Annotated in this window: 18 protein-coding genes, 1 pseudogene and 1 other annotated feature; of the genes and pseudogenes, 6 read left to right on the plus strand and 13 right to left on the minus strand. The window is 64.3% G+C overall.

The annotated features are described in order from the left end of the window. Window positions 1-24: 24 nt before the first annotated feature. The 4 genes from ASE22_RS21885 to ASE22_RS27380 all read left to right on the plus strand — a co-directional run bounded on the left by ASE22_RS21885 (window position 25) and on the right by ASE22_RS27380 (window position 3,809). Window positions 25-1,131, plus strand: coding sequence for a maleylacetate reductase (locus ASE22_RS21885; RefSeq protein ID WP_056364552.1), 1,107 nt, complete (start codon window positions 25-27; stop codon window positions 1,129-1,131). Beyond that, window positions 1,118-2,008, plus strand: a complete 891-nt coding sequence (locus tag ASE22_RS21890) for a dioxygenase family protein (RefSeq protein WP_056364554.1) — start codon at window positions 1,118-1,120, stop codon at window positions 2,006-2,008. Before ASE22_RS21885 ends, ASE22_RS21890 begins: the two co-directional genes overlap by 14 nt. Window positions 2,009-2,058: 50 nt before the next feature. Beyond that, entirely contained in the window at window positions 2,059-3,081 is a 1,023-nt protein-coding gene (locus ASE22_RS21895) for a helix-turn-helix domain-containing protein (RefSeq protein ID WP_162248227.1), read from the plus strand. A gap of 575 nt (window positions 3,082-3,656) precedes the next feature. Continuing rightward, a complete protein-coding gene (locus ASE22_RS27380) occupies window positions 3,657-3,809 on the plus strand; it encodes a DUF6771 family protein (RefSeq protein WP_200933188.1) in 153 nt (50 codons plus the stop codon). Window positions 3,810-3,819: 10 nt separating this feature from the next. On the opposite strand, the gene ASE22_RS21900 is transcribed toward ASE22_RS27380, so the two are convergent. From ASE22_RS21900 to ASE22_RS21955, 11 genes and pseudogenes are all read right to left on the minus strand, one after another. Further along, window positions 3,820-5,391, minus strand: coding sequence for a recombinase family protein (locus ASE22_RS21900; protein ID WP_056364558.1), 1,572 nt, complete (start codon window positions 5,389-5,391; stop codon window positions 3,820-3,822). Then, window positions 5,375-5,824, minus strand: a complete 450-nt coding sequence (locus ASE22_RS21905) for a DUF2924 domain-containing protein (RefSeq protein WP_056364560.1) — start codon at window positions 5,822-5,824, stop codon at window positions 5,375-5,377. Before ASE22_RS21905 ends, ASE22_RS21900 begins: the two co-directional genes overlap by 17 nt. Further along, entirely contained in the window at window positions 5,824-6,069 is a 246-nt protein-coding gene (locus ASE22_RS21910) for a DUF3489 domain-containing protein (RefSeq protein WP_056364562.1), read from the minus strand. The genes ASE22_RS21905 and ASE22_RS21910 overlap by 1 nt, the downstream gene beginning before the upstream one ends. Window positions 6,070-6,341: 272 nt before the next feature. Continuing rightward, a pseudogene (locus ASE22_RS21915) lies at window positions 6,342-7,569 on the minus strand (IS3 family transposase). Further along, window positions 7,173-7,289: a sequence feature (AL1L pseudoknot), on the minus strand. It overlaps the preceding pseudogene by 117 nt. 88 nt (window positions 7,570-7,657) lie before the next feature. Beyond that, window positions 7,658-8,539 (minus strand): bifunctional 5,10-methylenetetrahydrofolate dehydrogenase/5,10-methenyltetrahydrofolate cyclohydrolase, encoded by an 882-nt coding sequence (locus ASE22_RS21925; RefSeq protein WP_056364566.1) that lies wholly within the window; start codon window positions 8,537-8,539, stop codon window positions 7,658-7,660. Window positions 8,540-8,543: 4 nt separating this feature from the next. After that, window positions 8,544-9,401 carry a formyltetrahydrofolate deformylase gene (gene purU, locus ASE22_RS21930; protein WP_056364567.1) on the minus strand — a complete coding sequence of 286 codons (858 nt, stop codon included), beginning with the start codon at window positions 9,399-9,401 and terminating at the stop codon, window positions 8,544-8,546. 46 nt (window positions 9,402-9,447) lie between these two features. Then, window positions 9,448-9,978, minus strand: coding sequence for a sarcosine oxidase subunit gamma (locus ASE22_RS21935; RefSeq protein ID WP_056364568.1), 531 nt, complete (start codon window positions 9,976-9,978; stop codon window positions 9,448-9,450). Then, on the minus strand, window positions 9,971-12,898 hold the full coding sequence (locus tag ASE22_RS21940; protein ID WP_056364569.1) for a sarcosine oxidase subunit alpha family protein: 2,928 nt from the start codon (window positions 12,896-12,898) through the stop codon (window positions 9,971-9,973). The genes ASE22_RS21935 and ASE22_RS21940 overlap by 8 nt, the downstream gene beginning before the upstream one ends. Continuing rightward, window positions 12,895-13,191, minus strand: coding sequence for a sarcosine oxidase subunit delta (locus ASE22_RS21945; RefSeq protein ID WP_056364571.1), 297 nt, complete (start codon window positions 13,189-13,191; stop codon window positions 12,895-12,897). Before ASE22_RS21945 ends, ASE22_RS21940 begins: the two co-directional genes overlap by 4 nt. A 9-nt stretch (window positions 13,192-13,200) precedes the next feature. Continuing rightward, the gene (locus tag ASE22_RS21950; protein WP_056364573.1) at window positions 13,201-14,451 is read right to left on the minus strand and encodes a sarcosine oxidase subunit beta family protein; all 1,251 of its coding nucleotides are present in this window, start codon (window positions 14,449-14,451) and stop codon (window positions 13,201-13,203) included. A 77-nt stretch (window positions 14,452-14,528) separates the two neighbouring features. Then, window positions 14,529-15,038 carry a TetR/AcrR family transcriptional regulator gene (locus ASE22_RS21955; protein WP_235536396.1) on the minus strand — a complete coding sequence of 170 codons (510 nt, stop codon included), beginning with the start codon at window positions 15,036-15,038 and terminating at the stop codon, window positions 14,529-14,531. Between the two features lie 508 nt (window positions 15,039-15,546). Between ASE22_RS21955 and ASE22_RS21960 the strand changes: the two genes are divergently transcribed. Further along, the gene (locus ASE22_RS21960; protein WP_056364577.1) at window positions 15,547-15,915 is read left to right on the plus strand and encodes an ester cyclase; all 369 of its coding nucleotides are present in this window, start codon (window positions 15,547-15,549) and stop codon (window positions 15,913-15,915) included. A 55-nt stretch (window positions 15,916-15,970) separates the two neighbouring features. Here the strand turns inward: ASE22_RS21960 and ASE22_RS21965 are convergent, their stop codons facing one another. Then, window positions 15,971-16,309 (minus strand): carboxymuconolactone decarboxylase family protein, encoded by a 339-nt coding sequence (locus ASE22_RS21965; RefSeq protein ID WP_235536397.1) that lies wholly within the window; start codon window positions 16,307-16,309, stop codon window positions 15,971-15,973. Between the two features lie 259 nt (window positions 16,310-16,568). On the opposite strand from ASE22_RS21965, the gene ASE22_RS21970 reads away from it, so the two are divergent. Beyond that, window positions 16,569-16,973, plus strand: coding sequence for an ester cyclase (locus ASE22_RS21970; protein ID WP_162248226.1), 405 nt, complete (start codon window positions 16,569-16,571; stop codon window positions 16,971-16,973). Between the two features lie 59 nt (window positions 16,974-17,032). Here the strand turns inward: ASE22_RS21970 and ASE22_RS21975 are convergent, their stop codons facing one another. Then, window positions 17,033-18,256, minus strand: a complete 1,224-nt coding sequence (locus ASE22_RS21975; RefSeq protein WP_056364583.1) for a metal-dependent hydrolase family protein — start codon at window positions 18,254-18,256, stop codon at window positions 17,033-17,035. Between the last annotated feature and the right edge of the window lie 52 nt (window positions 18,257-18,308).

Here is an 18,308-nt window from a genome sequence, read left to right on the forward strand (position 1 = left end):
GGCCGGAGTGGTCAGGAGACCGAGATGCAATCCTTTATCTACAAGGGCATACCGACCCGGGTGGTCTTCGGATCCGGCACGTCGGCCGGCGTCGGCGACGAGATGGACCGGCTGTCGGTCGAGCGCGCCCTGCTGCTGTCCACACCGCAGCAACGCGGCGATGTCGAGCGGCTGGCATCCCGGCTGGGCGGGCGGGCGATCGCCATCTACGACAAGGCGACGATGCACACGCCAGTCAGCATCACCGACGAGGCGATGCAATATGTCGAGGGTGCCGGCATCGATGTGGTCGTGGCCCTGGGTGGCGGCTCGACGATCGGCCTGGCCAAGGCGATAGCCCTGCGGACCGACCTGCCGCAGATCGTCCTGCCCACCACCTACGCCGGCTCGGAAATGACGCCGATCCTGGGGCAGACCGAACATGGCCTCAAGACGACGATATCGACGCGGAAGGTGCAACCGGAAGTCGTCATCTACGACGTCGACCTGACGCTCTCGCTGCCGCCCGGCCTGTCGGGCACGTCGGGTATCAACGCCATCGCCCATGCGGTTGAGGCGCTCTATGCGCAAGACCGCAACCCGATCATCAGCCTGATCGCCGAGGAGGCCGTCCGGGCACTGGCGGGTGCCCTCCCCCGGATTGCCGCGGCCCCCGACGATCGCGAGGCGCGGTCCGATGCTCTCTATGGAGCGTGGCTGTGCGGTGTTTGCCTCGGTTCGACCGGCGTCGCGCTGCATCATAAGCTCTGCCACGTCCTCGGCGGCAGTTTCGATCTGCCCCATGCGGAAACCCACACCGCGATATTGCCGCATGTCGTGGCCTATAATGCCAGGGCCGCGCCCGACGCCATCGAGCGCCTTTCACGCGCGCTGGGCAGCGACGATCCCGCGCATGCGCTCTGGGTACTCGCTGGCCGCGTCGGCGCCAGCCGCGCGCTGCGCGACCTGGGCCTCGCTGAAACCGATGCTGCCCAGGCGGCCACGATGGCGCTCGAAAATGCCTACTGGAATCCCCGCTCCCTCGAAGCCGCCGCGATCCGACAGCTGATGCGGCGTGCCTGGGCCGGAGAGATGCCGGCAGGCGACCACAACCTCATCCTGGAGAAGGACGGCCAAGATGCTCAAGATTGACGAACAGACCATCACCGCCGCCGTCATCGAAGCGATGTCCGGCACGACCGACCCCCGGTTCAAGCAGATTATGACGTCGTTGATCACCCATCTGCACGGCTTCGTTCGCCAGATCGAGCCGACCGAGCAGGAATGGTTTCAGGCGATCGACTTCCTCACCGCGACGGGACAGATGTGCTCGGATATTCGACAGGAGTTCATCCTCCTGTCGGACACGCTGGGCGTCACCACATTGGTGGACGCGATCAACCATCGCTACCCCTCGGGCGCGACGCCCAATTCCGTGCTGGGGCCGTTCTTCTTCGAAGGGAGGGCGGAATTCCCGATGGGCGCCGACATCGCCGACGGCGTGGATGGCGCGCTGCTCTTCGTCGAAGGCCGCGTCCTGGACGTCAACGGCGCCCCCGTGGCGGATGCGACGATCGACGTGTGGCATTCGGACGCCGATGGCCATTACGACATGATGCTGCCCGACTTCCGGGACGGGCACACCACCATGCGGGGGCTGTTCCGGACCGGAACGGACGGCCACTTCCGGTTCCGCACGGTCATGCCGGCCTCCTACCCGATCCCCGATGACGGGCCTGTCGGAGCACTGATGCGGGGCACGGCGCGTTCCAATATGCGGCCCGGTCATATGCACTTCCTGATCGCGGCACCCGGCTTCGAGCGGCTGACCACGATGCTCTTCGTCGCGGGGGATCCGCATCTGGCGAGTGATCCGGTGTTCGGCGTCAAGCAGGAACTCATCGTCGATTACCGGCAGCAGGAATCGGGGCGGCTTCCCGATGCCTCACTGACCGACGCGCCGTTCCTGACCCTTTCGCATGATTTCACCCTCGCCACCGCACGCGAACATCGCGGCACGGCGGCCTGAACCAAACAAGTTGCGCTCCCGCGGCGATGCGGGTGACAGGAGTTGTGTTCATGACGACCCAGACGCTGGCGATCCCGGAGCAAACAGAGAAGGGCGGCGCAGTCGGAGCTGCTCCCTCCCTCGTCACCCAGCTGTCTGGCAGGGAACAGTCCATGCAGGTCCTGCGCATGCCGAGATTTACGCCGGGTCTGATGTCAGACATCTTCTATGAAGTCGAACAGGTCGGCGGAAAGGATTTCGGCGGCGTTTTCCTGAGGTCGGGCCTCGGCGACGCCGACATCGTCTATTCGTCGAGTTGGGGCAGTCCCGCACGGGTCGTCCGCACCGAACAAGCCATCCGCAAGTCCCGTGTCGATGTCGTCCTGATCGTGCTGGGTGTCGCCGGTGAAGCCGAATTGTCCCAGGATGGACGCTCCACCCTTCTGCGGCGCGGCTCGCTGGCGCTGATCGACAGCAACCGAACCTACGAGATCAAGGTCGCCAAGGCGTGGAAGGCGATCTGGCTGAAAATCCCGCGGCAGGCGCTGGAGGCGCGCCTCTTCACCTATCGCGACTGGCTGGGGCAGAGCCTGTCGACCAGCCACGGGCTTGGCTATATCGCGAGCCAGATGATCCACGCATGCTTGCGTGCCGCAAAGGTGCTCGAGGATGTCGAAGCCCGATTTCTTGCCAACAGCGTCCTTGACGTCATCGCCACAGCCTTCGCCAACGCGGCGAAGAGCGAATCGGAAGGCGCGCGCAGCCGGCACACTGAAACCATGCTTCAACGCGTGAACAAGTTCATCGAGACCAATATTCAGAACTCCGACCTCAGCCCCGCGCTGATCTCGAGATCCTGTGGCATCAGCGAACGCTATCTGCGGCAGCTTTTCGCAAGCAGGGGCACCACCATGACAACGGTGATCCGTTCGAAGCGCCTCGAAGAATGCCGTCGAAGACTCGGCGGCTTCGGAAACTGCTCACCATCGGTGACCGAGGTCGCGTTCAGCCTCGGTTTCGAGAATATCAGCAGCTTCAACCGAGCATTCAAGGCACGTTTCGGCGTCACACCACGACAAGTGAAGGGAACTTAACGGTAAGGGAATGTAGCCGTAGACGTTCCACATGATTGGTTTGGCGATGAAACAGTGCCACGGGCGCTGCGGATTATAGTAAATATGTTACGGAGACGGAACAAGCGCCAGCGGTAGTCGGCTCGGGGACTGAAAATGCTGGCCAGACTTGGCGGATCAGCTTCGGATCTATGCGCTCTATCTCACATGTTGCGCAACGCGACCGATCTCGGTTGGCTGACGACCGCCCGTCGCGCAGATTGACGCCTGCTTTCGCGACATTGAGGCACAGGCTACCTGAAAGAGGTATGCCGTCCGGCGCGACATCTTCGCGCGACATCTCTGCCGTTGACCGCATGGCATCATCACCTGGAGCGAACTTCCGCTCTTAGGCGCGACGAGCGAGAAGCCAGGCAGCCGACATTGAGCGCGAGGCTGTCGCGTGCAGGCAGCGTACAAACGGCAGCCTACCGGGGGTGGATTGCTAATTGCCGACAGTCCGGACTGTCCCCGATAGCCGACATTCTCCGCCGCCCGACCGTGGCGGCTCGTCCATTCAGCTTGTGTCTTTCCACACTCCGGATAATGCGGCGTCGATGAACCCCGACGACACCGCAGCCACGATCACCAAGGTCATCGAGAACGCCCCCGACTGGCTCCGCCAGGACCTGGCGTCGAAGGACGCCGGCCTGCGGACCCGAGCCGAGGAAACGCTGGCTGCGATGATCACTGCCGCGCTCCGGAAATAGCGCTAGCCCTTCACCCAAACCCAAGCATCTCGCGCTGCTGCTGCCATTCGATCGGCAGGCTCGTCATCCGCGCAAGCCGCTGCCGATTAAGCTGCGCCGGCTGTCGCCCCTCAAGGATCGCTGTGACGATGTCGGGCGCGAGGTAGGAGATGCGGAGCAGCACGCCGAAATAGTTCCTGCTCAGCCCTTGCTCGGCGGCGAGGTCGGCGATGCTCTTGTTGTCCGCGGCGGCGACCGCCTCACGGGCGATATGCGCCTTGGCGACCAGCTTGATCAGCGCCGGGTCCTTCGCTCCGACGGCGCGCTGCTCTGGCGGTAAAGCCAGTCGACTCTCATTGCCACGCCGGATGAGCGAGGCCGGCACCGACACCTGCATCGGCTGGCCCGCCGCCTCAATGAAGGCGATATCGATCCGGTCCGGATGAACCTCGATCCGCTCGATGGTCTCCGCAACCAGTTGGCGTTGCTCGGCGTGCGAAGCGAATGATGTCGAACCACCGCCCGCATCGAGCCGCTTGCGAAGCTGTGCGATGATGATCGCCTCCAGTTCGGCGGCTGGCACTCGGTGGCGACGCTCCTTCAATCGAGCATCGCGGTTGTCGCTGGCATAATAGCGATAGCGCTTGCCGGGCTTGGTGCTGTGAGAGGGCGGCATCCGTCGCCCGAAGCTGTCCCAGACCTTGCCTACCAGCAGGCTCGGTTCGCTGGCATGGACGCCATCGACATGGTTGTTCCGGTTCTGTGCGATCATAGCGCCGACCTGCGCGAACAGGTCGGCGTCGATGATCGCGTCATGCTCACCGGGATAGGCCTTGCCCTTGTGGACCATATCTCCGCGGTAGAGGCGGTTCTGCAGCATCAGGTGGAGGGCGCCGCGGCTGAAGGCGGCGTTGCCCCGCTCGACACCACTACGATCGATCCGTGGCCTGCTGCGGATTCCGCGCTCTTCGAGATCGATCGCCAGCGCCAGCACCGAACTCAGTTCCAGATAGCGCTCGAAGATCATGCGGACCGTGGCGGCATCTTCGGGGACGACCACCAGCTTGCGGTTCTCGACGGCATAGCCGAGTGGCGGAACGCCACCCATCCACATGCCGCGGGCCTTGGACGCCGCGATCTTGTCGCGGATGCGTTCGCTGGTGACCTCGCGTTCGAACTGGGCGAAGGAGAGCAGGACGTTGAGGGTAAGGCGCCCCATGCTGCTGGTGGTGTTGAAGGCCTGGGTGACGCTGACGAAAGAGGCTTGGCTCTGGTCGAGCACCTCGACGATCCGGGCGAAGTCGGCGAGGCTGCGGGTCAGCCGGTCGATCTTGTATACGACGATGCAGTCGACCTTGCCCGCCTTGATATCGGCGAGGAGCTGTTTGAGGGCAGGGCGGTCCATAGTGCCGCCCGACAGGCCGCCATCATCATAGGCGGTGGGCACGAGCTTCCAGCCCTCATGGCGCTGGCTGGCGATATAGGCCTCGCAGGCCTCGCGCTGAGCGTCGAGGCTGTTGAACTCCTGCTCCAAGCCCTTCTCGTCGGACTTGCGGGTGTAGACCGCGCAGCGGATCAGCTTGCCGTCACTGGGCCGCGGCATCAGGCTTCTCCTTCAGACCGAAGAAGCGCGGGCCTGACCAAGCTGCCCCGGTGATTTCACGGGCTATGGGGGTGAGCGAGCGATACTGGCGATCCTGGAACTGGAAGCCGTCCTCCAGCACCAGCACATGGTAGATGATGCCATGCCATTGCCGGACCAACTTCGTCCCCGGTTTCATCGAGCGATCCTTGCCCAGATCGATATCGCCGGTCTCGACGAGTTGCTTCGTCAGGCGCTTTAGCTCGCGGCGGGTGCCAGTGGTGAGGCCGCCGCGGACGCGCTCCTGCATCTGCCAGGCGATGGCCCGGCTGGCGAGATCGCGGCCGAGGCCGAGCGGCATGAGCTGGCCCTTATGATATTTGCGCCATTCGGTGCGGAGCTGGGCCTGCGACAACGTCGCAAGCCCGGCCAGTTGGTCGTCGATGCCGGCCATCAGCTGGCCAGCCGATAGCTGGTCTCGCCGGTGCGGCGGGTTTCCTTGAGAAGCTCCTGCTTCTTGCGAATCCCCGAGAGGAAGGAGCGGGTGCTATGCGGCTGCCAGTGGGTTGCCTCCATGATCTCCGTCAGCGTGGCGCCGCGGTTGCGCGAGAGCAGCTTGGTGACGGTCGCGGCTTTGGACGGTCGGGCAGGGATGGGGGCAGCGGGCGCGACTTCGGTGGGCTGCTGGGTATCGTCCATGGTGGTTCTCCTCGGGATCGCGTGATTGCGTCCCACCACCAAGAGCCCCGTCGGTCGGACCGATCAGGGCAGCGACCTTCATCAGGACCGCGATTCAGCAGCACTACCCATGCTCAGCTTTTGCTAGATGTCGAGTGCTTTCCCGACGACAAGCGAAACTACCTCTGAAATGGCGTGAGCATTCGCTAAGACCGCTTGTTGGATGCTCTCAGAATGCAAGTGCAATGGGCATCTGAACCGCGCCGGGTCTGCCGGAGGCGTTGGGTTGTGAGTCACGCTGCCATATCGAGATTGCTTGCGGCCGCATAATATAGATCTTCGGCTTCAGCAGGCGGGATGTTGCCAATGGGCTCCAGCAGCCGGCGATGGTTGAACCAGTCGACCCACTCGAGCGTGGCATACTCGACCGCTTCAAAGCTGCGCCACGGCCCGCGCCTGTGGATCACCTCGGCCTTGTAGAGACCGTTGATGGTCTCGGCCAAAGCGTTGTCGTAGCTATTGCCGACACTGCCGACCGATGGCTCGATACCGGCTTCGGCGAGGCGCTCGGTGTACTTGATGGACACGTACTGCGACCCGCGGTCGCTATGATGGATGAAGCCGTCCCGATGGGCCGGCCGGCGATCATGAAGCGCCTGTTCCAGGGCATCGAGGACGAAGCTGGCATGCGCCGTCCTGCTGGTCCGCCAGCCGACGATCCGCCTGGCGTAGGTGTCGATGATGAAGGCGACATAGACGAACCCGGGCCAGGTCGCGACGTAGGTGAAGTCCGACATCCACAGCATGTTCGGCGCTGGCGCGTAGAACCTGCTATTGACGTGATCGAGCGGGCACGGCGCGGCCTTGTCGCTGATGGTCGTGCGCACCGGCTTGCCTCGGATCACGCCTGCCAGGCCCATCTCACGCATCAGACGCGCGACTGTACAGCGAGCGACGGACACGCCCTCCCGCATCATCTGCCGCCACACCTTGCGCACGCCGTAGACCGCGAAGTTCTCGGCAAACACGCGCGCGACCTCGGGCTTCAGGGCGACATCCCGCTGCGCCCGCGCCGACAGGCGTGTCGGATCTTGTCGCTGCGCGACGCGCTCGTGATAGGTAGATGGGGCGATCGGCAGAACGCGGCAGATCGGCTCGACCCGATAGGCATCACGGTGATCGTCAATGAAGGCGATCATCGCCGGAACGGGCGGTCGAGCTCCGCCTGCGCAAAATATGCCGACGCCTTGCGCAGAATCTCGTTGGCCTGCCGCAACTCGCGGACTTCGCGCTCCAGCGCCTTCACCTTGTCAGCAACTTCGGTCGGGACACCAGCACGCTTGCCGCTATCCACCTCGGCCTTCTTCACCCACTCATGCAGCGTCTGCGGAACGCAGCCGACCTTCTCTGAGATCGAAACGATAGCAGCCCACGTGACGGATGATCCGCTTCGTGGTCCAGCGCCATCCGTACCGCGCGCCCGCGGACCTCAGGCGCAAATTTGTTCGTCGTCTTGCTCATACAGGCTCCACCTTCTCAGGAGTTGGAGCCTCCGGCAAACCCGGCGCGGTTCAATTGACGTAGAGGCGATCGGGTGCCTCCTTTTTGGTCAAAGTGCATCAGCCTTGCCCCCGATCGTTCGCTGACGACGCGCCGCAACCAGCGTATTCCGTAACAGGCAGGCGACCGTCATCGGCCCGACGCCGCCCGGCACCGGCGTAATCGCCGCCGCATGGCCGAGCTCTTCGAAGGCGGTGTCGCCGACCAGTCGGCTCTCCCTGCCCGGTTCGCCGACCCGGTTGATCCCGACGTCGATCACGACCGCCCCGGCCTTCACCCAGTGGCCGCGCACCAGACCGGGGCTGCCCGCCGCCACCACGACGATGTCGGCCGTGCGGACGATGTCGGGCAGGTTGCGGGTCAGGATATGCGTCACCGTGACCGTGCATTCGCGTTCGAGCAGCAGCATCGCCACCGGCTTGCCGACGATGTTCGACTTGCCGATCACCACCGCCTTCAAACCCCGGAAATCGTCGATCACCGTTCCGAGCAGCAGCATGCAGCCGAGCGGTGTGCAGGGCACCAGCCCTTCGGTACCGATCGACAGCCGCCCGACATTGACTGGATGGAAGCCGTCGACATCCTTCAGCGGGTCGATCGCATCGAGCACCAGATCGGCGCGGATATGTTTCGGGAGGGGCAGCTGTACGAGAATGCCGTGGACCTGCGAATCGCGGTTGAGCCGATCGATCAGCCCCAGCAGTTCATCCTCGCCGGTCTCCGCCGGAAGGCGGTGCTCGAAGGAGCGGATACCCGCCTTGCGCGTCTGGGCCAGCTTGCGGCCGACATAGACCATGCTGGCGGGATCCTCGCCGACCAGCACGACCGCCAGCCCCGGCACGACAGCTTGTGCGGCCAGCGCCTTCACGCCGACCGCGACTTCGGCCTGGATCGCCGCCGCAATGGCCTTTCCGTCGATGATGGCAGCCATCGGATCAGTCCGTGAAAACTACGGTCTTGGCGCCGTTGAGCAGCACCCGGTCGGCGAGGTGATGGCGCACGGCCCGGGCCAGGACCCGGCTTTCGATATCGCGGCCTTTGCGCACCAGCGCCTCGGGCGAATCCGCGTGGCTGATCTGCTCGACATCCTGCGCGATGATCGGTCCTTCATCGAGATCGGCGGTGACATAATGCGCGGTCGCACCGATCATCTTCACGCCCCGGGCATGCGCCTGGTGATAGGGCTTGGCGCCCTTGAAGCCTGGCAGGAAGCTGTGGTGGATGTTGATGCACCGTCCGGACAGGAAAGTGGCCAGATCGTCCGACAATATCTGCATGTAGCGGGCGAGGACGATCAGCTCGGCGCCGGTCTCGTCCACCACCGCCTTGATGCGGGCCTCCTGCTCGGCCTTGGTGTTGCGGGTAATCGGGAAATGGTGGAAGGGCACCCCGCCGAGATCGAGCCCTTCATAAGTCTCGCGCGGGTGGTTGGAGACGATGCCGACCACGTCCATCGGCATTTCGCCGATCCGCCAGCGATAGAGAAGATCGGCCAGGCAATGATCGAACTTGGAGACGAGCAGCAACACCTTGCGCGGCGCATCGGCGGGTCGGATCGACCAGGTCATGTCGTGCGCGTCGGCGAGCGTCCCGAAGCTTTCGATCAGCGCTGCGCCCCGATCCTCGGTCAGGGTGAACAGCACACGCATGAAGAAATTGCCGGTTTCCCCATCCTCGAACTGGGCGGCTTCGCGGATGTTGCCGCCGGCGTCGAACAGCAGGCCGGTCACCCGGCTGACAATACCCGGCTGATCGGGGCAGGACAAGGTAAGGACGTGCAGGATGTCGCTCATGGCAATCCCTCGAAGAAAATGACGGTGGGAACGGGAAAGGGTGCGGTCAGCCGAACTCGACGACCGCATCGCGGAACCAGCGATGGAGATAGTCGCGGATGCTGATGTCGAAGATCAGCCGATAGCCATCGAGGCCCGGCGGCCGATCGATGACGACGTTGACCTGCGCGAACAGGGTCATCGCCGTCTGTTCGGGGGTAGCCAGCACCCGATTCAGGTCGAGCGAACTCGCCTTGTTGATCAGGTCGGCGGCCCCAGGTCCGGTCACCTCGAAGACGCAGCGGCCGTCGCCCACCCCGACCGACAAGGCCGCCGCGGCATCGCGGGCCGCGGCTTCCAGGGCGGCATGGGGAGCGGTGTCGCCAAGGATCAGCCATTCGTCGAGGCCGATCCAGATCACCCGCACTGCGCCGTCGCTCGCACGATTGGGAACGGTCGTCAGCGGCGTTCCGATCAGCGTTCCGATCCGGGCGAGATCGTCTGCCGTGGGAAGCCGCAGCCGCAGGGTTGTGATCGGCCCGGGCGCGATTTCGCGAACCGTGACGGTTGATGCCGTCGCTTGAAAACCGTCAGCCATTGAGCCGCGCTCCTTCGGGATCATAGAGAGTCGGCTGGACGATGGTTGCGGACAGGCGCCGCCCCTGATGCTCCAAGGTCACGCTTTGGCCGATCCGGCCGGTGCCGCCATGAACCAGCGCCATGGCGACGCCCTTTCCGAAGGTCGGACTGAACACGCTGGAGGTGACGAAGCCGTCACTCTCCCGCTCCGCGCCGACGCCCTTCACGATATGGGCGCCGATCGGCAGCATGTCGCCGGCTTCGGTCCGCAGCCCCACCAGTTGCAGCCGTTTCGAATCCTTGTGGATATCGAGCATCAGTGATCGCTTGCCGGCGAAATCGCCCTTGCGTCGCAAGACATGGTCCCAGCCGATGTTGAGCGGCGTGGTGGTCCCGTCGGTGTCGGCACCGATGTGCAGATAGCCCTTTTCGAGGCGCAGCAGGTTCCAGGCATCGATGCCGATCGGGGCCACGCCATGGCGCTGACCGAGCCGCATCAGCATATCCCACAGCTCGATAGTACGCCCGGTGGGAACGTTAACCTCGTAGGAGGTCTCGCCGGTATAGCTGACCCGCATGACCCGCGCCTCAATGCCGCCGACCGTGCCGGTCTGGAAGCTCATATGCGGGAAGGCGTCGCCTGCCAGCGGGAAGCTCGTCCCTGCATCGGTCAGCAGGTCGCGGGCATTGGGGCCGGTCAGGGTGATCACCGACCAGCTCGTCGTCACCGGCGCGACGAGGACGTCATAGTCGACGAATTCGCACTGCAGCCATTCCTCCAGCCAGGCCGCGATACGATCGGCCCCCGCGCTCGATGCGCCGACCAGGAAATGATCTTCGCCCAGCCGCGCGCAGACGCCGTCGTCGATGACCACGCCAAGTTCGTTGAGCATCAGGCCGTAGCGAACCTTTCCGACCTTCAGGGTCGACATCGCGCTGGCATAGACAAAGTCGAGCAGCTTGCCGGCGTCGGGGCCGCGCACTTCGATCTTGCCGAGCGGCGACCCATCGAAGATGCCGACGCCGTCACGCACCCTCTTAGCCTCGCGCTGTTCCGCCTCGGAGCGGCTCTCGCCGGGTTGCGGATAGGCCGAAGGCCGGACCCAGCCATAATCCTCCATGATCGCGCCCAGCGCGACATGGCGATCGTGCAGCGCCAGGCGGCGCAGCGGCCGCAGCAGTTCGCCATGCGCGCGACCGGCGAAGGCGCCGAGCGCCATCGGCACGAAGGGGAAGCGGAAACGGGTCGTGCCGGTCTCGCCGATCCCTTGCCCGGTCAGCCCGGCCATGATCGCCAGCGCATTGACGTTCGATGTCTTGCCCTGGTCGGATGCCATGCCGAGCGTCGTGTAGCGCTTGAGATGCTCGACCGAGCGGAAGCTTTCCCGCGCGGCCAGCCCGATATCGTCGGCGCTGACGTCGTTCTGCATATCGACGAAAGCCTTGCCCGGCGCATCGACCTGCCAGCAGGCGGTGATGGCCGATGGCGCGTGGGCCTGGGTCGCTCTCGGCGCATTGCCGCCCTCCTGGCCCGCGGCATGTCCACTGATGAGGGCTTCCTGCAAAGTGCGCAGGCCGGCCGCCGCACCGACCGAACGCTCGTTCTGAACCGAGACATCGGGACGAAAGGCGGTCAGTTCCTCGTCGTAGGCGAGCCGGCCGCCCGATTGGGAGAAGAGATTCACATTCGGATTGCTCCCCCCGGACATCGCCAGCAGATCGCAGGCAAAGTGGACATGGCCGCCCTCCGCCGTGCGGATCGTCGCCCCCCGCAACGCCTTTGCCCCCTTAGTCGCCACGACCGCCGCCCCGCGCAAGAGGCATATGCCCAGAGTTTCGACCGACGCGGCAACCGTCGCGTCGACGGCGGCGCGGCTGTCGACGACCGCCGCGACCACGCCCCCCGCCTCATGGAAGGCGACAGCAGTGCGATAGGCTTCGTCATTGTTGGTGAAGATCAACGCACGGTCGCCGGCCCGCACGCCGTAGCGCGCGAGATAATGGCGGACCGAACCCGCCAGCATGACGCCCGGCCGGTCATTGCCGGGGAAGACCAGCGGCCGTTCGATCGCCCCAGTGGCGAGCACGACCCGGCCCGCGCGCACTTGCCACTGGCGATAGCGCGGCAAATGCGCGGGCGCCGCGGGATCGTCGCCCGACACCGTTTCCACCATCGTCAGCGCGTCATGATCGAAATAGCCGGTGACGGTGGTGTTGGGAAGGATGCGGACATGCGGCATCGCGCCGAGCGCCGCGGCCGTTTCCTCTGCCCAACGGTCGCCCGCCATGCCGTCGACTTCGCCGCCATCCCAGCGCAGACGGCCACCGAGCATATGATCCTGCTCGACAAGGATCACCCGTGCGCCACCGGCCGCCGCCGAACGCGCCGCGGCAAGCCCGGCCGGGCCGGAGCCGACCACCAGCACGTCGCAATGGGCGAAGCGTGTCTCGTACCGGTCGGGATCGGCGCTCTTCGGGGCCTTGCCCAGTCCTGCAGCCCGCCGGATGAAGCCTTCATAGACATGCCAGTGCGGCCACATGAAGGTCTTGTAGTAGAAGCCCGCCACCAGGAAGCGCGAGGCGAGATTGTTCACCCCCCCGATATCGAACCGGACACTGGGCCAGCAATTGACAGCCTTCGCTTTCAGCCCGTCGTGCAGCCGGATCTCCGTCGCGCGCAGATTGGGGGCGGTGCGGGCTCCGGTACCGAGCTGCATCAGCGCGTTGGGCTCCTCAGGCCCGAAACCGATGATCCCGCGCGGGCGGTGATATTTGAACGATCGGCCGACCAGTCGCACGCCGTTCGCCAGCAGGGCGGAGGCGAGCGTGTCGCCCGCATAACCGGCATAGTCGCGCCCTTCGAAGCGGAAGGACAGTGGCCGGCTGCGATCGATCCGTCCGCCGGTGGCGAGACGGAGGCGCTGGGCGCCGCCGCTCATCGTGCGCCTCCCTCGTCGGCGATGGCCGGCGGCTGTTCGACCATATGATAGACCGCGCGGATGCGGTGGGTCGCGGTATCGCGCGCGACGTTGAACCAGCGGCGACAGCCAGAGGCATGCAGCCAGCGTTCGAGATGTTCGCCACGCGGATTGATTTTCTCACTCAGATAGCGGCCCCAGGTCAGGTCATCGATCGCCTCGGGCGGTCCGGGGCGGATGACGTGGCTCTGGCCGCCGCAACGGAACTCGATCTCGTCACGCGGACCGCACCAGGGACAGGATATTTGCAGCATGATCGATCCTCAGTGTGCGATGCCAGAACCGGCGGCTTCGTCGATGAGCGCGCCGGTGGTGAAGCGCTCGAGTGAGAAAGGCTCGGCGAGCGGGTGGGGGCTCAGGGTGGCGAGCTGGTGCGCCAGCATCGTCCCGCCGACCGGGATCGCCTTGAATCCGCCAGTCCCCCAGCCACAGTCTAGAAAGAGCCCCGGCACCGGCGACGGGCCGATGATTGGGCTGCTGTCGGGTACAACGTCGACGATGCCCGCCCACTGGCGCAGCAGGCGCACCCGGCCCAGCGCCGGATATTGCGCGGCGACCGCGCCCAGCACATTGCGGATTATCGGCATGTTCCCGCGCTGTGCGTAGGAAGGATAGAGATCCAGCGCGCCGCCGATGACGAGGCCACCCTTGTCCGACTGGCTCATGTAGACGCCGGTCGCCGGCGACAGGATGACGGTGTCGAGCACCGGCTTCAGCGGTTCCGACACGAACGCCTGCAACGCATAGCTGGTGATCGGCAGGCGGAAGCCCACCATCTCGGCAAGCCGGCTCGAATGGCCTGCGACGGCGACCCCGATCCGCTTCGATGCGATCGGCCCGCGCGAGGTATCCACCCCAATCACCGCGCCGTCGGCGCCGCGCCGGAACCCGGTGACTTCGCAATTCTGGATGATGTCGACGCCCAGCGCATCCGCGGCCCGGGCATAGCCCCACACGACCGCGTCGTGCCGGGCAGTACCGGCGCGCTTCTGGATCAGTCCTCCGAACACCGGGAAGCGGGCGCTGGGCGATATGTCGAGAATCGGCACGCGGCGCGCGATCTCGGCTGGCGACAGGAATTCCGCATTGACCCCGTTAAGCCGCATCGCCCCGGCCTGGCGATGCGCCAGCTCGACATCGTGCAGACTGTGCGCCAGCGAGATCATGCCGCGCTGGCTGAACATCACATTATAGTTCAGCTCGCGCGAAAGCCCCTCGTAGAGCCTCAGCGAATGATCATACATCCGGGCGCTGGCGCGATAATAATAGTTGGACCGGATCGCGGTGGTGTTCCGACCGCTGTTGCCGCCGCCGATCCAGCCCTTCTCCAGCACCGCCACCCGATGGATGCCGAACGTCCGGGCCAGATAATAGGCGGTCGCGAGGCCGTGGCCGCCGCCGCCGATGATGATGACGTCATAGTCGGATTTCGGATCGGGCGAGCGCCAGGCGGGCTTCCAGCCGCGCTGCCCCTTCAATCCCTGCTTGAAAACATTCCACGCCGAATAGCGCATCTTAGTTCCACCTATAAATACAGAATTGTATTTCTCAGTCGAAAAGGTTCGATCCGGAAAACCACTCATAAGATTTTCTATTTCATCAGATTACTGAACAGGACCGCGGTGTAGCGATCGACAAGCGCCCACCGGTCCTCGGCGGTTTCCTGCATGCCGATCGCATAATAGCCGACCTGATGAAAATAAGTGATCCGCGCCCGGATCATCGCCTCGTCGGCGTCGAAGCCGACGTCGCGGAACAGTTCCTCCAGCGCCTGGAGACGAATACCGTCGACCGCCCTGACGATCTCGGCGATCGGCGGCGAGAGTGCCGCCCAGGCGCGGACCGCGCTGTCATAGGCCTCGCTGAAACCACGCCCTTCGATGTAGAGTTCGGCGAGGCCCCGCATCCGATCCTTCGGCGGTGCGTCGGACTGGAGTACCCGCAGCATCGGCGTCGTGTTCCATTCCCGCCAGTCCTCGATCAGCGCTTCGAGCAATTCGTCGCGGCTCTTGAAGCGCCAGTAGAAACCGCCCCGCGTCACGCCCGCCACCTTGGCGAGTCGGTCGATCTTCACGGCGACGATGCCTTCGCTGATCAGCATTTCCCGAGCGATACGGACCCAGTCTTCGGTCGACGGCGTATGCTCAGGCGGCGGCGTGCGCACCCAAGATCGCTTCCGCCTGATCCCATTTGCCTTTCCCGATTGCTCAATCATCGAGACCCGTTCGCGGATTCTGTCAACACCTGTGAACTGGACAATACAATGATGTATTCTAATGTCAACGGGTTCAGCTTGGTGGGAGCCGGTAGGATTACGAATCTGGACGTACCCACGCTGATCGACGTTCGGCTATGTTGTTGGATCGAACTTGGCGTGATGCGGTGCCGATGAATAGCAGTTGGCCGAACGCCCTTCTTGAGGCCTGCCTGTGGCGTGTCTTCCAACAGCGGCCTCGCCCGCTTGGTTATCGATCGCGGGCCACCCCCTAAAGGATGGGACGACGGGAGCGGCGGACGATCGCATGCAATCTCGATCTGCGGCAAATGGTCGTAGCGAAGCGAGGTGAAAGCTTATGGAATATGGGCCGACGCGCGCGATTGCGTGTGAAATGTATGAGCGGTTGTTCAATCAGGCCGATGCGTCGGTGCTAGAAAAATATGTGTCGGAGGACTTCGTTTATCGAAATCCGATGCAGGACACCCGCGGGAGACAGCAGATCATCGATCTAGTCGCGGCCCAGCGTGAGGCCTTCACCGACTTCCGTCAGAACGTCGACGAGGTCGTCATCGACAAGGAGGCACCGTCGATGGCGGTATCCTGGACGGTGACCGGGACCCACGACAAGCCATTCTTCGGTTTCCCGCCCTCGGGCAAGCCCATCCGGTTCAGCGGGATCACCCTGTTCCTGTGGAAGGACGGCCAGGCGGTTGCCGCCTGGGGATTCTCGAACATGCACGAGATACTCGGCGGAGGCTGAGTTCGCGTAGTCGGGGAGACCGCTTCGCAAGGCGCGGCCTCCCCGATTTGCGGGATTAGGCGTTCACCGCTTTCACTGCATCCATGACCCGCGCCGAATAGACCAGCGCGGCGCCGGTATTCATGGCGATCGCAACGCCGAGTGCCTCCGCGATCTCGCCCTCCGTCGCGCCCTCCTTGACGGCCTCCTTGGCATGGACGGAAATGCATCCGTCGCAGCGCGTCGTGACGGCAACCGCCAGCGAGATCAACTGCCGGATCTTGGCATCTAGCTGGCCGGTTTTGGCACCCGCGCCGCTCGCCAGCATGTAGCCGCCCACGCTGTCGGGGCTGAGTTTGGCGAGGTCGCCGATATTGGCCATCAGCTTGTCGCGATAGTCGTTCCAGTCCATCATTGTCATTGTCGGATCCTTTCCGGTCGCCCCACTCAATGCGGTTTCCGAGCGTGCCTGCGGTCTGCTGACCCGGCGGCTGGCACCGTTGCGAATGACCTTCGCGGAGCATGCCAAGTCATCTGTATCGACGAAAGCATGCGGCCCGGAGGGCCGCAGCCCCGCTTATTGGGGGTGGACCTTCGCTACCCCCATTAGGCGGGCTGGTTCGAGCCGCCACCGCCATTGAAGCGTGAACCATCTCGCAGTGATGGAGGATAGCGTGCAACGAACGAACGAAGACATTGCCCGGGAAATGTATGAGCGGCTGTTCCATGAAGGCGACGCCTCGGTGCTCGATCGCTATGTGGATCCGGCCTTCGTCTATCAGAACCCGATGAAGCCGGTCGAAGGGCGGCAGCAGATCGTCGATCTGGTGAATGCCCAGAAGGCCGCCTTCGAGGATTATAGCCTGACCATCGATCTGGTCGCGGGCAATGATTCGGCGGTCGCCGTCGCCTGGACGATCAATGGCGTGCACAAGCGGGCCTTCTTCGATTATCCGCCGTCCGGACGCCCCATCCGTTTCAGCGGCATTACCCTGCATCGGTTCGAGAATGGCCGCAGCATGGAAGCCTGGTCCTATTCAAACATGAGCGAAATGCTGATCGCGCCACTCGACCGATAACCGATCGGCCGGTAGCTCGCGCGACGCGGAACCCATCGCCGGCGCGGCGATGAACATGGTCAGATATGATTATGGACGATCTGTCCGCCGCGCATGATCACGGCTACGTTCGCGGCATCCCGGAAGAGCGCCAGATCCTGGAACGGATCGCCATCCAGGACGAGGATGTCGGCAAGGGCGTCCGGTGCGATGCAGCCTAATTTCCCCTCCATCTGAACGATCTCCGCGTTGATCGTGGTGGCGGACCGCAGAACGTCGATCGGCTTCTGGAACTCGCCGCGTAGGGCAAGCTCGCCGCCCTGATAGGGGTGGAATTCGTGCCCCAGCAGATCGGCGCCCAGACCCAGCCGTACGCCCGCGTTCAGACAGTTCTGGATCGATTGCGCGGTGGCCGCCGCCACGCCCTTGATCTTCTCGAGTCCCATCGGTGGAATGCCGATCCGGGCGCCATGTTCCCGCAGCACATTGCCGACCGAGAGGGTCGGGACGACGAAGGTTCCGGCCTTGGCGAGGAGGCGCGCGGTATCGGCATGGATCTCGGTGCCGTGCTCGACGGTCCGCACGCCCAGCTCCGCGCAGCGCCGTGCGGCATCGTCGGTGTGGACGTGGGCCATGACATAGCTGCGCCGCGTACCCGCCTCGTGGACGGCGGCGCGGACCTCGTCGTCGGTGAATTGTGGCATCCACATCGGATCGCTTGGCGAGACGACGCCGCCCGACAGCATCAGCTTGATGTGGGTGGCTCCCTTGCGGAATTCCTCCCGGACGGCGAGCCGGATCGTATCGGCACCGTCGGCGACCATCGAGATGGCGCCCATATAGCCCGAGCATCCGCAGATGCTGTGCTGGTCGCCGGGCCGGGAGTCGCCGTGGCCGCCGGTCTGTGACAGCGCCTTTCCGGGAAAGAAGAAGCGCGGCCCTTCGACCAGACCCTGGTCGATCGCCATGCGTAGCCCGATGTCGCCGCCGGCGGCATCCCGAACAGTCGTGAAGCCACGGCGGAGGGCGCCCCTCAGGATCTTGAAGGCGTGCGCCGCCATCAAGGCCTTGGGCATATGATCGTTCATCGGCAGGTTGAAGGTCGGCGTGTAGGCATGGAAATGCGCGTCGATCAGGCCGGGCATCAGGATCCTGCCGGCGCAGTCGATCGCTTCGGCATCGTCGAAACCGGTGATCCGGCTCGACACTTCCCGGATGAGGTCACCTTCGACGAGGACCTGCCCCTCCATGAGGTCGGCCGAATAGCCGTCGAAAATGCGCGCGTTGATGAACTTCTTGATCATGTTCTGTCTTTCGGGCGATGCACGCCGAACGAAAGCGGCGCGCGGATTATCA

Source organism: Sphingomonas sp. Root720 (genome assembly GCF_001428605.1).
Lineage (GTDB): Bacteria > Pseudomonadota > Alphaproteobacteria > Sphingomonadales > Sphingomonadaceae > Rhizorhabdus.

Bases quoted from the DNA above. Each gene is read 5' to 3' on its own strand.
- ASE22_RS21960 (WP_056364577.1), top strand. From the start codon at position 15,547: ATGTATGAGCGGTTGTTCAATCAGGCCGATGCGTCGGTGCTAGAAAAA.
- ASE22_RS21890 (WP_056364554.1), top strand. From the start codon at position 1,118: ATGCTCAAGATTGACGAACAGACCATCACCGCCGCCGTCATCGAAGCG.
- ASE22_RS21940 (WP_056364569.1), bottom strand. From the start codon at position 12,898: ATGAGCGGCGGCGCCCAGCGCCTCCGTCTCGCCACCGGCGGACGGATC.
- ASE22_RS21910 (WP_056364562.1), bottom strand. From the start codon at position 6,069: ATGGACGATACCCAGCAGCCCACCGAAGTCGCGCCCGCTGCCCCCATC.
- ASE22_RS21885 (WP_056364552.1), top strand. From the start codon at position 25: ATGCAATCCTTTATCTACAAGGGCATACCGACCCGGGTGGTCTTCGGA.
- ASE22_RS21895 (WP_162248227.1), top strand. From the start codon at position 2,059: ATGACGACCCAGACGCTGGCGATCCCGGAGCAAACAGAGAAGGGCGGC.
- ASE22_RS21905 (WP_056364560.1), bottom strand. From the start codon at position 5,824: ATGGCCGGCATCGACGACCAACTGGCCGGGCTTGCGACGTTGTCGCAG.
- ASE22_RS21955 (WP_235536396.1), bottom strand. From the start codon at position 15,038: ATGCTGATCAGCGAAGGCATCGTCGCCGTGAAGATCGACCGACTCGCC.
- ASE22_RS21945 (WP_056364571.1), bottom strand. From the start codon at position 13,191: ATGCTGCAAATATCCTGTCCCTGGTGCGGTCCGCGTGACGAGATCGAG.
- purU (WP_056364567.1), bottom strand. From the start codon at position 9,401: ATGAGCGACATCCTGCACGTCCTTACCTTGTCCTGCCCCGATCAGCCG.
- ASE22_RS21925 (WP_056364566.1), bottom strand. From the start codon at position 8,539: ATGGCTGCCATCATCGACGGAAAGGCCATTGCGGCGGCGATCCAGGCC.
- ASE22_RS27380 (WP_200933188.1), top strand. From the start codon at position 3,657: ATGAACCCCGACGACACCGCAGCCACGATCACCAAGGTCATCGAGAAC.
- ASE22_RS21965 (WP_235536397.1), bottom strand. From the start codon at position 16,309: ATGATGGACTGGAACGACTATCGCGACAAGCTGATGGCCAATATCGGC.
- ASE22_RS21975 (WP_056364583.1), bottom strand. From the start codon at position 18,256: ATGATCAAGAAGTTCATCAACGCGCGCATTTTCGACGGCTATTCGGCC.
- ASE22_RS21900 (WP_056364558.1), bottom strand. From the start codon at position 5,391: ATGCCGCGGCCCAGTGACGGCAAGCTGATCCGCTGCGCGGTCTACACC.
- ASE22_RS21950 (WP_056364573.1), bottom strand. From the start codon at position 14,451: ATGCGCTATTCGGCGTGGAATGTTTTCAAGCAGGGATTGAAGGGGCAG.
- ASE22_RS21935 (WP_056364568.1), bottom strand. From the start codon at position 9,978: ATGGCTGACGGTTTTCAAGCGACGGCATCAACCGTCACGGTTCGCGAA.